This window comes from Janthinobacterium sp. CG_23.4, from assembly GCF_029892305.1.
In the GTDB taxonomy this organism is placed as follows: Bacteria; Pseudomonadota; Gammaproteobacteria; order Burkholderiales; family Burkholderiaceae_D; genus Janthinobacterium; species Janthinobacterium lividum_D.
Map to the genome: position 1 here is coordinate 4,411,831 of NZ_JARXUX010000001.1, position 15,518 is coordinate 4,427,348.

15 protein-coding genes are annotated in these 15,518 nt (G+C 62.2%); 3 read left to right on the forward strand and 12 right to left on the reverse strand.

Translation table 11 applies throughout. The features are described 5' to 3' along the window. Window positions 1-5: 5 nt before the first annotated feature. Complete coding sequence (gene hrcA, locus H4V96_RS19835; RefSeq protein WP_010401766.1) at window positions 6-1,022, reverse strand: heat-inducible transcriptional repressor HrcA; 1,017 nt, start codon at window positions 1,020-1,022, stop codon at window positions 6-8. Window positions 1,023-1,195: 173 nt separating this feature from the next. Further along, the gene (locus tag H4V96_RS19840; RefSeq protein ID WP_050855975.1) at window positions 1,196-1,921 is read right to left on the reverse strand and encodes an HAD family hydrolase; all 726 of its coding nucleotides are present in this window, start codon (window positions 1,919-1,921) and stop codon (window positions 1,196-1,198) included. A 244-nt stretch (window positions 1,922-2,165) separates the two neighbouring features. Here H4V96_RS19840 and H4V96_RS19845 point away from each other — a divergent pair, with 244 nt between their 5' ends. Both H4V96_RS19845 and H4V96_RS19850 read left to right on the forward strand, forming a co-directional pair. Continuing rightward, on the forward strand, window positions 2,166-2,765 hold the full coding sequence (locus tag H4V96_RS19845; protein WP_196855655.1) for a hypothetical protein: 600 nt from the start codon (window positions 2,166-2,168) through the stop codon (window positions 2,763-2,765). Window positions 2,766-2,801: 36 nt separating this feature from the next. Beyond that, a complete protein-coding gene (locus H4V96_RS19850; protein WP_070346104.1) occupies window positions 2,802-3,383 on the forward strand; it encodes a hypothetical protein in 582 nt (193 codons plus the stop codon). Window positions 3,384-3,569: 186 nt separating this feature from the next. Here H4V96_RS19850 and mmsB read toward each other — a convergent pair whose 3' ends face one another. The 5 genes from mmsB to H4V96_RS19875 all read right to left on the reverse strand — a co-directional run bounded on the left by mmsB (window position 3,570) and on the right by H4V96_RS19875 (window position 9,196). After that, on the reverse strand, window positions 3,570-4,475 hold the full coding sequence (gene mmsB / locus H4V96_RS19855) for a 3-hydroxyisobutyrate dehydrogenase (RefSeq protein ID WP_070346103.1): 906 nt from the start codon (window positions 4,473-4,475) through the stop codon (window positions 3,570-3,572). A gap of 113 nt (window positions 4,476-4,588) precedes the next feature. Next, window positions 4,589-5,755: an enoyl-CoA hydratase/isomerase family protein gene (locus H4V96_RS19860; protein WP_280721120.1), complete on the reverse strand. Its 1,167-nt coding sequence runs from the start codon at window positions 5,753-5,755 to the stop codon at window positions 4,589-4,591. Beyond that, the gene (locus H4V96_RS19865) at window positions 5,748-6,533 is read right to left on the reverse strand and encodes an enoyl-CoA hydratase (RefSeq protein ID WP_196855656.1); all 786 of its coding nucleotides are present in this window, start codon (window positions 6,531-6,533) and stop codon (window positions 5,748-5,750) included. Before H4V96_RS19865 ends, H4V96_RS19860 begins: the two co-directional genes overlap by 8 nt. Continuing rightward, complete coding sequence (locus H4V96_RS19870; protein ID WP_010401779.1) at window positions 6,530-7,690, reverse strand: acyl-CoA dehydrogenase family protein; 1,161 nt, start codon at window positions 7,688-7,690, stop codon at window positions 6,530-6,532. Before H4V96_RS19870 ends, H4V96_RS19865 begins: the two co-directional genes overlap by 4 nt. 9 nt (window positions 7,691-7,699) lie before the next feature. Then, complete coding sequence (locus H4V96_RS19875) at window positions 7,700-9,196, reverse strand: CoA-acylating methylmalonate-semialdehyde dehydrogenase (protein ID WP_280721121.1); 1,497 nt, start codon at window positions 9,194-9,196, stop codon at window positions 7,700-7,702. A gap of 181 nt (window positions 9,197-9,377) precedes the next feature. Between H4V96_RS19875 and H4V96_RS19880 the strand changes: the two genes are divergently transcribed. Then, on the forward strand, window positions 9,378-10,760 hold the full coding sequence (locus H4V96_RS19880) for a short-chain fatty acyl-CoA regulator family protein (protein ID WP_196855657.1): 1,383 nt from the start codon (window positions 9,378-9,380) through the stop codon (window positions 10,758-10,760). Here H4V96_RS19880 and H4V96_RS19885 read toward each other — a convergent pair. The 5 genes from H4V96_RS19885 to H4V96_RS19905 are packed head-to-tail and all read right to left on the reverse strand — an operon-like array spanning window position 10,757 to window position 15,507. Continuing rightward, window positions 10,757-11,833 (reverse strand): adenosine deaminase, encoded by a 1,077-nt coding sequence (locus H4V96_RS19885; protein ID WP_196855658.1) that lies wholly within the window; start codon window positions 11,831-11,833, stop codon window positions 10,757-10,759. The two genes, H4V96_RS19880 and H4V96_RS19885, sit on opposite strands and share 4 nt — an antisense overlap. Window positions 11,834-11,861: 28 nt before the next feature. After that, the gene (locus H4V96_RS19890; protein WP_280721122.1) at window positions 11,862-12,809 is read right to left on the reverse strand and encodes a nucleoside hydrolase; all 948 of its coding nucleotides are present in this window, start codon (window positions 12,807-12,809) and stop codon (window positions 11,862-11,864) included. Next, the gene (locus H4V96_RS19895; RefSeq protein ID WP_280721123.1) at window positions 12,757-13,878 is read right to left on the reverse strand and encodes an ABC transporter ATP-binding protein; all 1,122 of its coding nucleotides are present in this window, start codon (window positions 13,876-13,878) and stop codon (window positions 12,757-12,759) included. The genes H4V96_RS19890 and H4V96_RS19895 overlap by 53 nt, the downstream gene beginning before the upstream one ends. Window positions 13,879-13,891: 13 nt before the next feature. After that, entirely contained in the window at window positions 13,892-14,671 is a 780-nt protein-coding gene (locus H4V96_RS19900) for an ABC transporter permease (RefSeq protein WP_196855659.1), read from the reverse strand. Continuing rightward, window positions 14,668-15,507 (reverse strand): ABC transporter permease, encoded by an 840-nt coding sequence (locus tag H4V96_RS19905; RefSeq protein WP_196855660.1) that lies wholly within the window; start codon window positions 15,505-15,507, stop codon window positions 14,668-14,670. The genes H4V96_RS19900 and H4V96_RS19905 overlap by 4 nt, the downstream gene beginning before the upstream one ends. Window positions 15,508-15,518: the final 11 nt, after the last annotated feature.

The following is a 15,518-nucleotide window of genomic DNA, read 5'->3' on the forward strand; positions in this document are numbered from 1 at the left end:
TACGCTCAATGATGGCTGAGCGCGCTCGACAGTAATTTAGCCGTAATATCGACGATCGGAATGACGCGCTCGTAAGCCATGCGCGTCGGTCCGATCACCCCCAACGTTCCCACGATCTTGCCGTTGACTTCATACGGCGCCGTCACCACGCTCATCTCATCCATCGGCACCAGGTTCGATTCGCCGCCGATAAAAATCTGCACGCCCGTCGCCTTGCTCGACACGTCGAGCAGCTGCATCAAACCGGTTTTTTGCTCGAACATGTCGAACATCTGACGCAGCGAATGCATATTCGATGACAGATCGCTCACGCTGAGCAAATTGCGCTCGCCGGAAATGACCATGTCATCGCTATGGTCGGCCATCGCTTCGCTGCCCGCTTCCACGGCCGCCTGCATCAGGCTGCCCATGTCGTCGCGCAACTGGCGCAATTCGCCCTGCAAGCGCAAGCGCACGGCATCGAACGACAGGCCGCCATAATTCTGGTTGATGTAATTGGCCGATTGCACCAGTTGCGCCGGCGTGTAGTCGGCCTGCGTCAGCAACAGGCGGTTCTGCACGTCGCCCCCCGGGGCAACGATGACGAGCAAGATGCGCTTTTCTGACAGGCGCAAGAATTCAATTTGCTGGAACACCGATTCCCGGCGCGGGCTGAGCACCACGCCGGCAAACTGCGATAGCGACGACAACATCTGCGCCGCATTGGCGATGGTTTTCTGCGGCTGCGGCGTCTGCAGAAGCATGCGCGACTCGACCATGTGCTCATCCAGATGCCGCACGGTCAGCAAGGTGTCGACAAAGATGCGGTAGCCGCGCGGCGTGGGGATGCGGCCGGCCGAGGTATGCGGGCTGGAAACATAACCGAGCTCTTCCAGATCAGCCATGATGTTGCGGATCGTGGCCGGCGACAGGTCCAGGCCGGAGATCTTCGACAAGGCGCGCGAACCGACCGGCAAGCCGTCGGCGATATAGCGCTCGACCAGGGCTTTCAGCAGTGTTTGGGCGCGTGTATCGAGTTGCATGGTGTAATTAATTAGGCCAATTTTCTATAAAACAAGTAGTCATACCAGGAGTGATGCAGGCCGTGGCAGAGGTCGCAATACAAGTCGTAAGCGCCGTAGCAAGCGCCGCATGCAGATTTGCGCCGACAGCGCCAGCCAGCTTGTATTATGCACGTTCGCCCGTCCGGCAGCGATCAATCTTCCAGTTGCTGCTGCAGCCATAGCAGCAACTCGTCAAAGTTGGCGCAGATGGCATCGGGCTGCACGCCGGCAGCCAGGTGGGCGTCGCTGCCCTTGCGGTTCATCCAGACGGCACGCATGCCCGCCCCTTGCGCTCCCGTCACATCGAAATACAGGTCATCGCCCACATACACGGCTTCATGCGGCGCTACGTCCAGCGCGGCGCAGGCGGCCAGGAAGATGCTGGCATCGGGCTTGGCCACGCCAAAGTCGCTGGCGGCGATGGACACTTTGAAATGCTGTGCCAGGCCGATAACTTCAAGGTCCGCATTGCCATTCGAAATCGAACCGACCAGCATGCGCTGGCGCATCCAGGCCAGGCCAGGCAGGACGTCGTCATACGGCTCGACGCGGTTGCGCGCGGCGAGAAAGTGCACGAGGGCTTGCTCGACCAGGGCGCAGTCCTCGCCGACGCTCTCGAAGGCGGCCAGCAGGCCGGCGCGGCGCAACTCGATCAAGTTGCCATGGAAATGCGGTTGCTCCTTGAGCATGAGCAGACGCTGCTGGCGCAGCACCTCGATGGAAAACTGCTGCGCCACCTTGGGCGCGTGCGTCGCCAGCCAGTCGTGTAACAGGGTTTCGGCGGCGACAATCACGGGCGCGATAGGCCACAGGGTATCGTCGAGATCGAACAGGATGGCCTTGGGCGGCACAGCCGATTTTAGAGGGGCAAGGGACATGGGATTCACAGTAGATGCCGCGCCACGGTGCGCAGGCTGACGGTATTGTCGCACCGATCGGCGCCGCCGGCATGGCTGCGCTTTCACGTAATGGGGCCAGGCCAGCGCTTCGCGGCGAAAAATTGTTACAGGGTGATACAAGGCAAGGTCATTCAGCTTGCCAGATAGACTAAAATAGGCGCCATTCCAATGCGGCGCCAGCGTCCGCGTTGCGCTACCCAACCTAATTCGTTTTGGAGAATGTATGAAAAATTTGTACCTGCGCTCGATGCTGGCGGCGGCTTGCGCCGCCACACTGGCAGCCTGCGGCGGCAGCGGCGGCAACCTGTATCTGCAAGGCACAGTCAGCGGCCTGACCAAAGATGGCCTGATTCTGCTGAACAATGGTGAACGCTTGCCTGTTAGCGCAAACCAGAGCAGCTTTGTTTTCACCAAGCTGATCAACACAGATGAGCGCTACGATATCACCATCGCGCAGCAGCCCAAAGGCGCCGTTTGCAGTATTAGCAGTGGCAGCGGCAAGGCATCGCGCTATTCCGTCAGCACGGCCTTTGTCAGCTGCACGACCAACACCTACGCCCTGAGCGGTACGATTACGGGCCTGAGTGCTGGCGGCTTGCGCCTGGTCATGGGCGCCAACGGTACCAGTCCATTGGCTGGTGTCAACTTCTATAAATTCGATGCGATAGCTGACGGCGCCCCATACGGCATTTCCATATTGACTCAGCCAACGGGCCTGAAGTGCCGCTTCCAGGGTTCAAAGAGTGCCGACGGCAGCGATACGGTCGGTACGATGGGTTCGAGCGCCACAAGCGCGGCCACACTCGACTGCACGCCGCAGTAATCCTTGCGATTCGTCACCTATTTTTTGGAGAAATACATGAAGTTATCCTGCTTGCGCCCACTCGCCGCACTGCTGTTGACCCTGGGACTGGCCGCTTGCGGCGGCAAGGCCTCGTATGACGTCAGCGGCACGATCTCAGGCTTGAACAATGAAGGACTGATACTGGCCAATGGCAGCGACACCTTGCCGATTCCTGCTGGCAAAACGTCATTCACCTTTGACAAGCGCATCGACTATGGTACCGACTACAACATCACCGTCAAACAACAACCGGCCCACATGACTTGCGGCATCCGCGGTGGTTCCGGGTCGGCTGGTCACTACATCAATATCAGCGCTGCGGTGGTTTGCTCGCAAAACAGCTATACCGTGGGCGGCACGGTTTCCGGCCTGACGGTGGATGGCTTGGTGCTGATTAACGGTAACACAATCACTGCGGTGACCAAGGACGCCACGGCCTTTACCATGGCCGGCTCTGTCAACTATGGCGATCCGTATGGCATCAGTGTCTCCGTTCAGCCGAAAGGTTTGCTGTGCGTGGTACAGCCAGGCACGGGCGGCGGCACCATGGGCGAAGCGAATGTGACGACGGTGAAGATCGCCTGCAATCCGGCCTGAGGTGCGGGAACGGTAGCGGTTGCGCGGCTACCGGGAAGAGATATCACTGAAATGTATAGTTGATATTAGAAAGATAAATTGGAGTTATATGTGGCGATGCAGCATAATGCATCTGTCTCCTCCAAATCTTCCAAGAATTGGATTTAGCCCGCTTTTACCAGCGGGCTTTTTTTTGCCCAAAATTTCTCAGGCAACAGGCGTTTGCAAAGCAGGCTGCAACATTTGCACGATGCTGGAGAAATCCTGCTGCGCATAACCGGCTTGCGCATGCATCTGGTACAACTGGCGCACCAGGGCGCCCAATGGCGTGGGCGCGTTTGCCGACAAGGCCGACTGCTGCGCCAGGCCCAGGTCTTTCAGCATCAGCGCCGTGCCGAAGCCGCCCGTGTAATGACGCGAAGCGGGCGTGCCGTCCATGACGCCGGGCCACGGGTTGTACACTTCCAGGGTCCAGTTGCGGCCCGAACTCTTGGCCATGATGTCGGACAACACTTTCGGGTCGAGGCCATGCGCCACGCCCAGGTTCAGCGCCTCGGCCGTACCGGCCATCAAGATACCCAGTAGCATGTTGTTGCAAATCTTCGCCACCTGGCCCGCACCCGCCTCGCCCGCATGGAAAATATTCTTGCCCATCTTTTCCAGCAGGGGCCGCGCCTGCTGCAAGGCCGCTACGCTACCGCCGACGATGAAGGTCAGGGTGCCCGCTGCCGCGCCCGCCGTGCCGCCCGAGACGGGCGCATCGAGCATGGCAAAGCCGCGCGCGCTGGCTGCCTGCGCCACCTGGCGCGCCACGTCGGCGGCGATGGTGCTGCAATCGATGAACAGGGCGCCGGGCTTGGCCGAATCGAGCACGCCGCCTGGCGCCAGATACAAGTCCTGCACGTGCTTGTTCGCGGGCAGCATGGTGATGACGGCATCGGCCGTCTGCACGGCCGCGCTGGCCGAAGCGGCCGCCGTGGCGCCTGCCTCGACCAGCGAGGCCACGGCGGCCGGCGCCAGGTCGAAGACGGACACGTGGAAGCCGGCGGCCACCAGGTTGCGGGCCATCGGCGCGCCCATGTTGCCTAGGCCGATAAAAGCGATATGTTGCATTTTTATAGTCTCCTGTCGCGCCTAAAAAAGCCCATGGCGTTGTTGCCTTGCCTAGTCGTACTGCCTTCGGCGAGGCGCCTAGCCCTGAGCATTTTTATGCACTACTTAAATGGTTAAATGGATAGGTCGGCCAGCGGATGCTGTCTCCACGGCGCGGCAAAATACTCGTTCAGATACGTCTCGCTGACCTCGGCCAGGCTGGCCGGCTGCCATTGCGGCGCGTTGTCCTTGTCTATTAGCAGGGCGCGCACGCCTTCGCTGAAGTCGGCATGGGCACAACATTGCACGGCCACAATCAATTCCTGCTGGAACACTTGCGCCAGGCTCAGATGACGCGTGCGTACACGCATTTCCCACACCAGGGCGGCCGAGCTGGGCGCGCCCTTGGCCAGCGAGTGCGCCGCCTTTTGCAACCAGGCCGAATCGCCATCGTAGGCGGCAATGGCGGCCACCACTTCGGGTAATGTGGGCGCTTGCGTCAAGGCAGCGATGGCGTCAAAGTTGGCGCGCACTTCGGAGACGGGCAGCATCGACACCGGGGCCGAGAAACCGCGCAGCAAGCGGTTCAGTTGCTGGTGATTCGCCGGCGCGCTGGCCTGCCATGGCGCCAGCGTCAGCGCGTCGAGCAGCATGGCACGCTCTTCCTGGCGCAGGAAGTAATCGCCGAGGCCAGCAAACAGCGCATCGGCCGCGTTCATCGGTGCCCCCGTCAAACCCAGGAACAGGCCGCTGCGCCCCGGCATGCGGCCCAGGAACCAGCTGCCGCCCACGTCGGGGAACAGGCCTATGCTGATTTCCGGCATGGCGATGCGCGTGCTTTCGGTCACAACGCGATGGCTGGCACCGGCCATCAGCCCCAGGCCACCACCCATGACGATGCCGCCGCCCCACACCAGCAGCGGTTTGACGTAGGTATGGATGCGGTGGTCGAGCCGGTATTCCTCGGCAAAAAAGGCCAGCGCCTGCGGGTTCGGCACGACACCGGGCTGCTCGGTCACGGCCGCACGCAAGCTGCGCACGTCGCCGCCGGCGCAAAAGGCCTTGTCGGTCGACGATTGCAGCACCACGCAGGCAATCGCGTCGTCACCGGCCCAGCGCACGAGGGCGCCATCGATGGCGCGTATCATATCGAGCGTCAGCGCGTGCAAGGACTTCGGCGCATCGAGGGTGATGACGCCCAGCTTCATGCCGCCGGGACAGCCGCGTTCCTCGATCTTCACTGTTTCAAGCGTTGTTTCAAGCATTTTTTCAGCCATTGTTTCATTGATTGTTTCAGCCATTCTTCCACTCCGCCTGACGTTTTTCCAGGAACGCTTGCACACCCTCTTTCTGGTCTTGCGTATCGAACAGGCCCAGGAACAGGGTGCGCTCATCGGGCAAGGAATTGACCAGCGGATGGCTGCGCGCGCCCTGGATCAGGGTCTTGCACGCCGACACGCTGCTGGGGCTCTGGCGCGCCACTTTGGCAGCCAGGGCCAGCGCCGTGGCGGCAGCCTTGCCAGTTGGCACAACTTCCTCGACCAGGCCGATGGCCAGGGCCTTGGCCGCATCGACCCGCTCGCCGCATAAAATCATGCGCTTGGCCCAGCCTTCGCCCACCAGCCACGGCAAGTGCTGCGTGCCGCCCGCACACGGCAGCAAGCCGACGGACGCTTCGGGCAAGGCCATCTGCGCGTGTTCTTCGGCAATGCGGATGTCGCAGGCGAGCGCACATTCGAGCCCGCCGCCCATGGCATAGCCATTGATGGCGGCAATGCTGACGCCGCGAAACGCCGACAGCGCTTCGAAGGCCTCGCCAAACGCGGCGGCCATGGCGAACGCCGTGTCCTTGTTGCCGTCGGCAAATACTTTCAAATCGGCACCGGCCGAGAAGAACTTCGCGCCGCCACCGGTAATGACCAACGCGTACACGCCCGGGTCGGCATTGAGGTCAGCCACCAGCTGCGTCAGCGCGTTCAGGCTGGCCAAGGTCCACGTATGGGCCGGCGGGTTATCGAGGGTCACCAGGGCCGTGTGGCCACGGCGTTCCAGCAACAGGTTGGCATACACTTTGCTCATCGTAAGGTCTCCGTCGCGCCATCTTTCAAAATCGCTCGCGCGACGATCAGGCGCATGATTTCATTCGTCCCTTCCAGGATCTGGTGCACCCGCGTATCGCGCACATGGCGTTCGAGCGGGTACTCGCGGATGTAGCCATAGCCGCCGTGCAGCTGCAGCGCATCGTTGGATACATTGAAGCCCACGTCGGTCGCAAAACGCTTTGCCATGGCGCAATATGCGGTGGCATCCGGACTTTCCTGATCCAGCTTCCAGGCCGCCAGGCGCACCATCTGGCGCGCCGCCACCAATTCCGTCAACATATCGGCGAGCTTGAATTGCAAGGCCTGAAATTGGGCCAGCTCGCGGCCGAACTGCGTGCGCTCCTTCATGTAGGCTTGCGCGCGCGTCAGGGCCGCTTGCGCCGTACCCACCGAGCACACGGCAATGTTGATGCGCCCGCCGTCGATGCCCTTCATGGCGATGGCAAAGCCTTCGCCTTCCGCGCCCAGCAAGTTACCAACAGGTACTTTCACCTGGTCGAAACTGATGATGCGCGTGGGCTGGCTATTCCAGCCCATCTTTTCTTCTTTCTTGCCATACACGATGCCGGGCAAATTTGCCGGCACGGCAAAGGCAGAAATCCCGCCAGCACCCTCGCCGCCGGTGCGCGCCATGACGATCAGCATGTCCGTCTGGCCGGCGCCGGAGATAAACGCTTTCGTGCCGTCCAGCACGTAAAAATCGCCATCCCTGACAGCTTTCGTGCGCAGGGATGCCGCGTCGGATCCCGACTGCGGTTCCGTCAGGCAATAGCTGGCCAGCTTCTGGCCGGCGGCCATGGCCGGCACCCACGCCTCGCACAGGGCTTCCTGGCCCCAGCGCGCCAACATCCAGGTGGCCATGTTGTGGATCGTAATGTAGGCCGTGGTTGAGGTGCATCCAGCGGCCAGTTCCTCGAAGACGATGGCCGCATCCTGGCGCGACAGACCCATGCCGCCCCAGCGCTGCGGCGTGTACAGGCCGCAAAAGCCCATCTCGCCCGCCTTGGCAATCGTTTCCACGGGGAAGATCGATTCCGCATCCCAATGCGCCGCGTGCGGCGCCAGTTCGCCTTCGGCAAACGCGCGCGCCGCCTGCTGGAACTCGCGCTGCTCGTCGCTCAATTCAAAGTCCATGCCAGCTCCTTACTTGAGGCTGATGGTGGTGTTGACCTTGCCGACCGAGGCCGCATCCGTAAACCAGCGCTGGGTAATCGTTTGCGTCTGCGTATAAAACAGCACGACTTGCTTGCCGAACGGCCCCAGATCGCCGAGCTTGGAGCCGCGCGAACCGGTGAAGCTGAACAGCGGGACGGGCACGGGAATGGGCACGTTGATGCCGACCTGACCCACATCGATTTCTTCCTGGAAATGGCGCGCCGCCGCACCGCTTTGCGTAAACAACGCCGTGCCGTTGCCGTTCGGATTCGCGTTCACCAGGGCAATGGCTTCATCGAGCGTGTCGACTTCGACGACGATCAGGACGGGTCCAAAGATTTCCTGGTCATACACGACCATGCCCGGTTCCACGCCAGACAAAATCGTCGGACCAATGAAATTGCCGTTCGGATAGCCGTCGACCTTCACGTCACGGCCATCGAGGGTCAGCACGGCGCCCTGTTCAATGCCCTTGGCGACCAGGCTGAAAACGCGCTCTTTTGCCGCGCAGGAAATCACGGGGCCCAGGTCGGGATTATCCTTGCCCGCGCCCACGCTCAAGCCTTGCGCCTTGGCGGCCAGTTCCGGCAGCCACTCACGCGCGGCGCCCACCAGCACGGCGACCGAGGCGGCCATGCAGCGCTGGCCAGCCGCACCGAAACCGGCACCGAGCAACTGGTTCAGGGTTTGCTCTTTATTTGCGTCCGGCAAGACGACGGCGTGATTCTTGGCTCCCATCATGCATTGCGCGCGCTTGCCGTTCAGGCTGGCGCGCTGGTACACATGCGTGCCCACTTTGCTCGATCCGACAAACGAGATCGCCTTGATGTCCCGATGGTCGCACAGGGCGTTGACCACGTCTTCGCCGCCGTGTATCACGTTCAGCACGCCGGCTGGGATGCCCGCTTGCAGCGCCAGGCGCACGAGTTTTTCCGTCACCAGCGGGTCTTGCTCCGATGGTTTCAGTACAAACGTATTGCCGCAGGCAATCGCCATCGGGAACATCCACAGGGGGATCATGGCGGGGAAGTTGAACGGGGTAATGCCGGCGCACACGCCCAGCGGCTGCATCACGCTGTAAGTGTCGACGCCACCGGCCACGTTTTGCGCATATTCGCCCATTTGCAGGGTGCCGATGTTGGCTGCGTGCTCGACCACTTCCAGGCCGCGGAAGATATCGCCTTCCGCGTCGAGCAAGGTCTTGCCCTGCTCCATGGTGAGCGTTGCGGCCAGGTCGGCCATGTTTTCGCGGATCAGCTGTTGAAGTTTGAGGAAGATGCGGGCGCGCGCGCCGATCGGCGTCTTGCGCCAGGTTTTGAAGGCGCGCTGGGCGGCGGCGATGGCGGCATCGACTTCGTCCGGCGTGGCAAACGGCACACGCGCCAGAACTTCCTGCGTGGCGGGGTTGACGACATCGCGCCAGACGGTGGTCTTCGATTCCAGCCACTCGCCGTTGATCAGCAGTGGAACGGTCGGAACATTCATAGCAGCAGCGTTTTGCATGGTCACTCGGTGTCTCCTCATTGGGGTAGTGGTCTGTTTGCATTATTCGCACAATACGGGCCGCAAACAAGGCGTGAAAATGCGAGATAATGCAAAGCTGAATCTGTTAATCTGCAAATATTGTAAATTTGCAGATTCCACAAACCGGCGAAGAGGAAACGCGATGGCGAAGGTTTTCATGGGCGTGCGCCTGCAGCGACTGCGCGAGGAACGGCGCATGACGCAGGTGGCGCTGGCCAAGTCCCTGGGCATCTCGCCCAGCTATCTGAACCAGATGGAGCGCAACCAGCGTCCGCTGACGGTGCCGATTCTGTTGCGTATCGGCAGCGTGCTGGGGGTCGATCCGCAAATCTTTTCCGAACATGACAGCGCCAGCCTGGTAGCCGACGTGCGCGACGTATTGGGCGAATTGCCCGACGCGCCACCCACCTCGATGGCCGAGCTCAAGATGCTGGTGGAAAACATGCCGGAACTGGCCCGTTCCATCCTGCTACTGCAGCGGCGCTACCGGGTGATGGCGGAGCGGGCCGATACGCTGGCAGCGCGCCTCGATGACGGCAGCCGCGGCGCCAGTTCGGCCGCGCCCTCCACGGACGAGGAAGTGCGCGAATACCTGAACCGACGACAAAACTATATCGATGAACTGGACCGCGCGGCGGAGCTGGTGGCAGGCGAACTTGATGCGCAGTTGCGCACGCTCGATGCGTTGCAAAGCCGCTTGCTGGAGCGCCACGGCATCGAGGTCCGACTGTCCGATGGCGACGCAGGCATGGTGCGCAAGCATCGCTACGATGCGCAACAACACATACTGTGGCTGCCCGACACCCTGACGGGCGGCCAGCGCGCCTTCCAGATGGCGGCGCAAATCAGCCTGCTCGAGCATAGCGACCTGATCGACGCCCTGGTGCTGGCGGCAGGATTTTCGGGCGCGGCCGCGCAAACGAGCGCACGCTTGGCGTTTTCCAATTATTTTGCGGGCGCCCTGCTGATGCCGTACCAACGCTTCTTGCAGGCGGCGGAAACGCGCGCCTACGATATCGAGCGCCTGGCGCACCAGTTCGGCGTGGGGTTTGAGGCCGTATGCCATCGCCTGAGCACCATGCAACGCCCGGAGGCGGCAGGACTGCCGTTTTTCTTTGTCAGAGTCGACCGCGCGGGCAATGTCTCGAAGCGCCAGTCGGCCACGGACTTTCACTTTTCAAGGGTGGGTGGCACCTGCCCCCTGTGGATCGTGTACGACGCCTTCAGCCATCCGGGCCAGGTGCTCACGCAAGTGGCCAGCATGCCCGACGGTTGCACCTACCTGTGGATCGCGCGCCAGGTCAGCACCGCCTCGCCGGGCTTTCGCGCACCGGGCAAGACGTTCGCCGTGGCGCTGGGCTGCGACATCTCGCAGGCGCACCGGCTGATTTACTCGAAGGGACTCGATTTGCACGACCCGTCCAGCGCCACGCCGATTGGCACCGGCTGCAAGGTGTGCGAGCGCCAGGCCTGTCCGCAGCGGGCGTTTCCCTCGCTGCTGCTGCCGCCACCCGCTTCGGCTTAGGAGGCGTCGACCACGCGCGCGCGCAGCGCATCGAATTGGCGCGTAAATTGCGCGCGCCAGTCGCGCCGTGTGGACTCGTCTATCCAGGCTGCGTCGAGGCCATTGAGCATGAAGCCGCGCATGTCGTCGAGGCCGAAACCGAACTCGCGCATCATCATCCAGGCGCCCGTCGGCGTCACATGGTGCAGGGTCGGGTCGTCCGTGTTCGGATGCAGTTTCAGTCCCAGCTTGGCCATGGCGCGGATCGGGTGGTCGAGCGCCCAGCGCTCGGGCGCCAGAGTGCGCAAATAATACGAATTGGTGGGCACCACCGTGAAGACCAGGCCGCGTTCGACGCAGCGCTGCGCCAGTTGAGCATTATCAACGATCGTATAGCCATGGTCGACACGGTCCACCTGCAACTGCTCGATAGCCGTTTCCACGTTTGTCCACGGCATGCCGAATTCGCCCGCATGCGCCGTGCACTTGAAACCGGCCTCGCGCGCGGCCCGGTAGGCTTCGATAAAGAGCTCTGGCGGGCGGTCGTTTTCGCGGTAGTCGATGCCGATACCGATTACTTCCGGCGCGCGGTGCGCCTTCATCCACGCCACCACCTGCACCGCTTCCGCAGGAGCGGCTTCACGGTCGATACTGGGGATCAAACGGCCGATCACGCCAAAGTCGCGCTGTGCGTCGCGGATGGCGGCCACGATGGCGTCTTGCGCTGCGTCATAGCGGATGCCCGAGACGCGCACGGTACCGGTCGGATTCCAGAAGAACTCCGCATAGCGCACGCCGTGGCCATGCACGTCTTCCAGGTATTCGTAGGCGAGGCAATACAGGTCGGTCGGCGTAACGATCAGGTGCGCGTCCAGCGCGCGCAGCACGCGCAGCACGCCGACCGGTTTGTCGCCACGCGTATAGAACGCGTCGATTTCCTCGGGGCTGACGACATTGCCCGTCTTGGCGGCCAGCGCACGGAAAGTGGCTTGCCGCACCGTGCCAAACAGGTGGCAATGCAGCTCCACCTTCGGCATGGCGCGTAAAAACTGTTCGATGCTCAAGGCTGGCAAGGGGTCGGCAAGGGGTCGCATGAAGCTCGCTTCGTTAGTGGAAAAAAGGTCAGGCCAATATGGCGGCCAGGCGGCGCATCAAGCGCTCGATCGCCGCTGGGCCATCGGCCAGCATCGCCACTTGCACGTTGATGGCGGCGCGGCGCGGCACGCGAAATTCGCACACCGTCATGCCGCGCGTCAGTTCGCCCGTCAATTCGATGGCCACGTGGGCGCTCTGGAACTGGAATAGCTGTGGCGCTTCCAGGTACAGGGCCACCACCGGGTCATACATGGGCATGGGCACGCAACCGTCGCTGCTGCGGATGCGCACATATGCTTCCAGGTAGCCGGCCAGAAGCTGTGCGCGCGGCGTGCCGATGGCGCGCAGGCGTTCCACTTCAGCGTTCGTCACCAGCAACTGGCGGCACAGGTTCAAGCCGAACATGCGCAGCGCAATGCCGGACTTGAACACCGCGCTGGCAGCTTCCGGGTCCGCATAGATATTGAATTCGGCCGCCGCCGTATGGTTACCCTGGTCGGTGGAGCCGCCCATCAGGATGATTTCGACGATTTTTTCCGCGATATCGGGCGCCTTGGCCAGCGCCGTGGCCAGGTTCGTCATCGGCGCGATGGCCATGATGGTGATCTGGCCAGGGTGGGCGCGCACGGCGGCGATCAGCGCGTCGACGGCGTGGCCCGGCGCATCCGTGGCTGCACCGGGCGGCAAAATATCTCCCGTGGTGGGCATGCCGCTGTCGCCGAGGATGCGCTGCGCCGTCTCGATAACGCCCGCCAGCGGTTCTTCGCAGCCCCGATAAATGGGCACCGTCAAAGCGTCATGGACCTTGATGCGCAAGGCATTGTCATAGGTGATATAGACCGGCGCATTGCCCGCCACCACGCTCACGCCCAGCCACTCGATAGCGGGATTGCTGCCCAGTAGCAGCATCGTCAGCCAGTCGTCAAATCCGGGATCGGTATCGAGCCAGATCTTTTTCAAAGCTTGCGTCATCATCGTTTCCGGTCGGGTGGTAGGGGAACGCAGACGGCCATTGAGCCGCCAAACACAGGGCGCTGTCGGACGGCAGCACGAACGAGACCGCCGTGCCTTCGCGCCAGGCGGCGCTGCCGGCCGCGCAAATGCCCTTGACCTGGCCCAGCGGCGTTTGCAGCAGGTATTCGACGGTGTCGCCCAGGAAGCCGCGTGCCAGCACGGTGCCCGGATATTTGCCAGCCGCGTCGTCCGGCGCGCAGACGCGCACCTTGTCCGGACGCCAGCCCAGCACCGTCGTGCCGGAAGTCACCGGCGCCGTGTATGGCAAGCTGGCACCGGCGTGGTGCAGCGCGCCATCGCGGTAATCGAACAGGTTTTCAAAACCCATGAAGTTGGCGACGAAGCGCGTCGATGGCGTGTTGAAGACGGCTTCCGGCGCGGCCAATTGCTCGATGCGACCGCCGTGCATGACAACGATGCGGTCGGACAAGGCCAGCGCCTCTTCCTGATCATGCGTCACGTACAGCATGGTGATGCCCAGTTCGCGCTGGATGCGGCGCAATTCTGCGCGCATCTGCACGCGCAGCTTGGCGTCCAGGTTCGACAGCGGTTCATCGAGCAGCAGCAGGGCCGGTTCGACGACGATGGCGCGCGCCAGCGCCACGCGCTGCTGCTGGCCACCCGACATCTGTGCCGGCAAACGGGTTTCAAAACCGGTCAGTCCCACGGCGGCGATGACCGCTTCCACCTTGCTTTTCAACAAGGCTGGCGCGACCTTGCGCAGGCGCAAACCAAAAGCGATGTTGTCGTACACATTCAAATGCGGGAACAAGGCGTAGGACTGGAAGACCATGCCGATATTGCGCTTGTTCGGCGCCAGCTTGCCGATGTCGCGGCCATCGAGCACGATGCGGCCCGACTGCAGCGGCATCAGGCCGGCGATGGCGCGCATGGTGGTGGTCTTGCCGCAACCGCTGGGGCCCAGCAGGGAAATCAGTTCGCCCTGCTCGACGTGCAAGTCCAGGTCTTTTACGGACGTCGTATTCTTGGCGTAGCCGAGGTTCAGCTTGTGCAGTTCCAGATAACTCATCGTGTGTTGCCTCTTACATGTATTTTGAAATGCCCAGCACCTTCTCGGTCACCATCACGAAAACCATGGTGAACAAGACCAGCAAGGTCGACAGGGCAGCGATCGACGGATCGAAACTGTTTTCCATGTGCCCCAGCATCTCGATGGGCAAGGTGCTGATGCCCGGTCCCGTCAGGAACAGCGAGACGGGCACCTGGTTGAACGAGGTGACGAAGGCGAGGAAGAAGGCGGCGATCACGGCGTTGCGGATATTGGGCAGCACGATCATGAAGAACGCCCGCAATCGCGACGCGCCCAGGGTGATGGCCGCATCCTCGATATCCACGCGCAGGTTGACCAGGCTGGCGTACACCACGCGCACCGAATACGGAATCAACAACGCGATATGGCCGATCAGCAGGCCCACATACACGGGTGCGTTGATGCTCAGGACCAGGTGGTGCAGCAAGCCCAGGCCGACCAGGATGGCGGGGATGATCAGCGGCGACGTCAGTATCTGGCGGATGACGCTGATGCCAGGCGGCGGCATGCGCGAAAAAGCATAGGCGACGGGAATGCCCAGCAGCAGCGCGATGACAGTGGCGATCAGGCCGATCTCCAGGCTGGTCTGGAAGGCGCGGCGAAATTCGGGCGCCGACCATACTTCGACGATCCAGCGCAGCGAATACGACTCGGGCGGGAACGCCAGCGTTTCACCGCTGGAAAAACCGGCCAGCACGACGATGGCAAAAGGCCCCAGCAAGAACAAAAACACCAGCCACAGGACGGCGCGCGAAAACAGGCTTTCTTTCATACGGAGCTCCGGCTCGAGGAAATACGTTTAAGGCCGGCATTGACCAGCAGGGTCATGCAGACGAGGATGACGGCGATCACATTCGCGGCACCGAAATCGCTTTCCACACTGACCTTCTGGTACAGCAAGGTTTCCAGCATCAGCACCTTGGTGCCGCCCAGCAGGGCCGGTGTGACATAGGCCGTCACGCAGCCCGTAAACACCAGGGTGCCGCCGACCACCAGGCCTTCCTGCGTCAGTGGCAGGGTGACCTTGCAAAACACTTGCCATGGATTGGCGCCCAGGGTGGCGGCTGCCGGTTCTACGTCGCGCGGCAAGTTTTCCAGTGCGCCCGCCAGCGACATCAGCATCAGCGGCAGCAGCAATTGCAGCAGGCCGACAAACACGGCGAACTCGCTGAACAGCAAACGCAGCGGCTCGTCCGTGAAGCCCAGGTTGACCAGCGCCGCGTTGAGGGCGCCATTGCGCCCCAGCAGTACGATCCAGGCATAGGTGCGCGCGATCGGCGAGACCATCAGCGGCAAGATCATCATGCCGACGACCAGGCCGCGCCACTTCGGCGACACGCGCGCCACGGCTTGCGCGGCCGGATAGCCGAGGACGATAGCGGCGAGCGTGACGAGCGCGGCGATGCGCAGCGTGCGCCAAAAGATGGTGCGGTTGAATTCCTGCGAGAAAAATTCAATGAAACGGTCGAAGCCCCATTGCATGCCGTCGCCGACGCGAAAGGCGTCGACCAGCAAGGCCAGCACGGGCAGCAGGAAGCAGACGACGATAAAGATCAGCGCCGGCAGGACCAGCAGCAGTCCCAGGCGCTTTTTTGGATCAGCAAACATGGTGTTTTCTC